Origin of the sequence: Streptomyces sp. NPDC026673 (assembly GCF_040638135.1) — a bacterium.
Taxonomy (GTDB): domain Bacteria; phylum Actinomycetota; class Actinomycetes; order Streptomycetales; family Streptomycetaceae; genus Actinacidiphila.
Map to the genome: position 1 here is coordinate 1 of NZ_JBEZXR010000174.1, position 2,403 is coordinate 2,403.

At 71.0% G+C, this 2,403-nt stretch carries 2 protein-coding genes and 1 pseudogene; 2 read left to right on the forward strand and 1 reads right to left on the reverse strand.

Translation table 11 applies throughout. From position 1 onward, the window contains the following. Both AB0F62_RS42645 and AB0F62_RS42650 read left to right on the forward strand, forming a co-directional pair. A pseudogene (locus tag AB0F62_RS42645) lies at nt 1-234 on the forward strand (ABC transporter ATP-binding protein); the annotation flags it as partial. Further along, complete coding sequence (locus AB0F62_RS42650) at nt 231-1,127, forward strand: metal ABC transporter permease (RefSeq protein ID WP_361812273.1); 897 nt, start codon at nt 231-233, stop codon at nt 1,125-1,127. The pseudogene AB0F62_RS42645 and the gene AB0F62_RS42650, both read left to right, overlap by 4 nt. A 60-nt stretch (nt 1,128-1,187) precedes the next feature. On the opposite strand, the gene AB0F62_RS42655 is transcribed toward AB0F62_RS42650, so the two are convergent. After that, complete coding sequence (locus AB0F62_RS42655; protein ID WP_361812276.1) at nt 1,188-2,282, reverse strand: DUF916 domain-containing protein; 1,095 nt, start codon at nt 2,280-2,282, stop codon at nt 1,188-1,190. Nucleotides 2,283-2,403 lie beyond the last annotated feature (121 nt).

Below are 2,403 nucleotides of genomic sequence, written 5' to 3' on the forward strand. Positions count from 1 at the left end.
GTGGACCGGGTGCTCTACCTCGCCCCGCACGGACACCGCACCGGCACCCCGGAGGACGTCCTCACCTCGGAGTCCCTGTCGGCCCTGTACGGCTCCCAGATCGACGTCCTGCGGGTGCGGGGCCGGATCGTCGTCGTCGGCACCCATGACCAACAGGCCGTGCACCACCCGGGACTCGACGCCGCGGACGCACACCCCGCGGACGCACACGAAACGGACGGAGCGCGCCCATGACGGCAGCCGACATGTGGCAGCAGATGTTCGACTTCCAGGACTACGGCGCACTGCTCGGCCTGGTCCGCAACTCCCTCATCGTGGGCGGCGCACTGGGGCTGGTCGGCGGACTGACCGGCGTCTTCGTGGTCCTCCGCGACCTGCCCTTCGCCGTGCACGGGATCAGCGAACTGTCCTTCGCCGGCGCCTCGGCGGCCCTGCTGCTCGGGATGAACGTGGTGGCGGGATCGATCGCCGGCTCGCTCATCGCCGCCCTGGTCATCGGTGTTCTGGGCGCACGCGCCCGCGACCGCAACTCGATCATCGGCATCCTGATGCCGTTCGGTCTCGGACTGGGCGTGTTGTTCCTCGCCCTCTACAAAGGACGAGCGGCCAACAAGTTCGGCCTGCTGACCGGTCAGATCGTGGCCGTCGACAACCCGCAGACCGGATGGATGCTCACGGTGTCCGCGCTGGTGCTGATCGCCCTCGCCGTCATCTGGCGTCCCCTGACCTTCGCGAGCGCCGACGCGCAGGTCGCCCAGGCACGCGGCCTGCCCGTGCGGGGGCTGTCCGTGGCCTTCATGCTCCTCCTGGGGATCACGATCGCCCTGTCCGTACAGGTCGTCGGGGCACTTCTGGTCCTCAGCCTCGTCGTCACCCCCGCGGCGGCAGCCGCGCGGGTCACCGCTTCCCCCGTACTCCTGCCGTTGCTGAGCGTGCTCTTGGCCGTCCTCGCCGTCGAAGGCGGCATCCTCCTCGCCCTCGGCAGCAGCATCCCGATCAGTCCCTACGTCACGACGATCTCGTTCCTCGTCTATATCGTCTGCCGGCTGATCGGAACACGGCGTGCCCGGCACGGAGGTTCACGCCGCACGTCAAGGGGGACCGCGGCCGCACCTGCCCGGGTCTGAGACGCCTCGCCCCGCCACGGCGGTGACGCACCAGGTGGCGGGGCCGAGAACGGGTCGGCGTCAGTTCGGTGAGGGCTGGTTCCGCGTGTCGTTCGAGGGCGGCTTCGTGGTGTCGAGGGCCTTCGCGACGGCGTCGGCGATGGCCCGCTCGACCTTGCGCCTGCGCCGCTTGCGCAGCAGCGCGTACCCGCCGGCGGCCGCGGCAAGGGCGGCGAGCACGATCAGCTGGCCCCACGGCCAGGCCCACAGGGAGCGGGAGGCGGTGACCTGGTCGGCGCGGAGGGCGGGCAGGTCGTCGGAGGCGAGCGGCTGGAGGATCACGTCGGTGTCCAGCCGTACGCCGGGCCAGATGCCGTTGACGGTGGCGGTGCGCGTGAGGGAGTTGCCGGGGAGGATCTCGGGGAGGTCCGGGAGGGCGGCGTCCTGGCCGATGAGCCCGAAGAGACCCTCGGTCTTGAGGAGTTGGCGAGCCTTCAGGCGGACGTTCCCGGTGTTCCTGACGGTGTAGGTGACCTTCAGGCTGCCGCTGCCGGCCGGGCTGAGGGTGCCCTGGTAGGTGGCGCGCAGGTCGCCGACCGTGAGCGAGGGGTCGAGGGGGCCGTTGACGCGCAGGTAGAGGCGGGAGCCGAGGCGGCGGTCGAGCCGGACGGTCTTGCCCTGTGTCTCGGTGATCAGGGAGGTCACCACGCCGCCGGAGTGGTCGCCCGGGGTGGCGTCGGCGGGGACGGTGAGGGTGAAGGGCACCTTCGCGGACTGCTGGCTCTTGAGCGTGAGGGTGGTGGACTTCATGGTGATCCACGAGCCGACGTCGCGGGGCTTCTTGTCCGCGGTCAGCAGGTCGATGCCGCCGCTGGGGGTGGTGAAGGCGTCGCTTGCGTAGACCTTGAGCTTGATGGTGGTGTCGCTGCGGTTCACCACGGCCAGGGCGTCGGTGATCCGGGAGCCGGGGGCGAGGGTGTAGACGAACCGGCTGCGTCCCTTGCCCACGGATGTGTCGGCGGGGGCGGCGCCCCAGGAGATCGGGTTGTCCGCCGCTGGGCGGACGGTCGGCGCGGCGGTGGCGTTCACCGGGTTCCCCAGCAGGGCCACGAGCGCCGCGAGGAGGGCGACGACGAGGTGGCGGGGCGAGATCGGGGTGGCGGATCTCCTGGTCATGGGTTCTCTCCGTCGTCGTGGGGCTGCCGGCCCGGCACGGCCTGGTTGGTTGGGGGCCGTGCCGGGGTGTGGTGCGGGTTGGGTTCAGCTGAGTGCGGTGAGGGTGAGGGTGGTGGTGTAG

Coding starts and splice junctions, on each gene's coding strand:
- AB0F62_RS42650 (WP_361812273.1), top strand. CDS start 231: ATGACGGCAGCCGACATGTGGCAGCAGATGTTCGACTTCCAGGACTAC.
- AB0F62_RS42655 (WP_361812276.1), bottom strand. CDS start 2,282: ATGACCAGGAGATCCGCCACCCCGATCTCGCCCCGCCACCTCGTCGTC.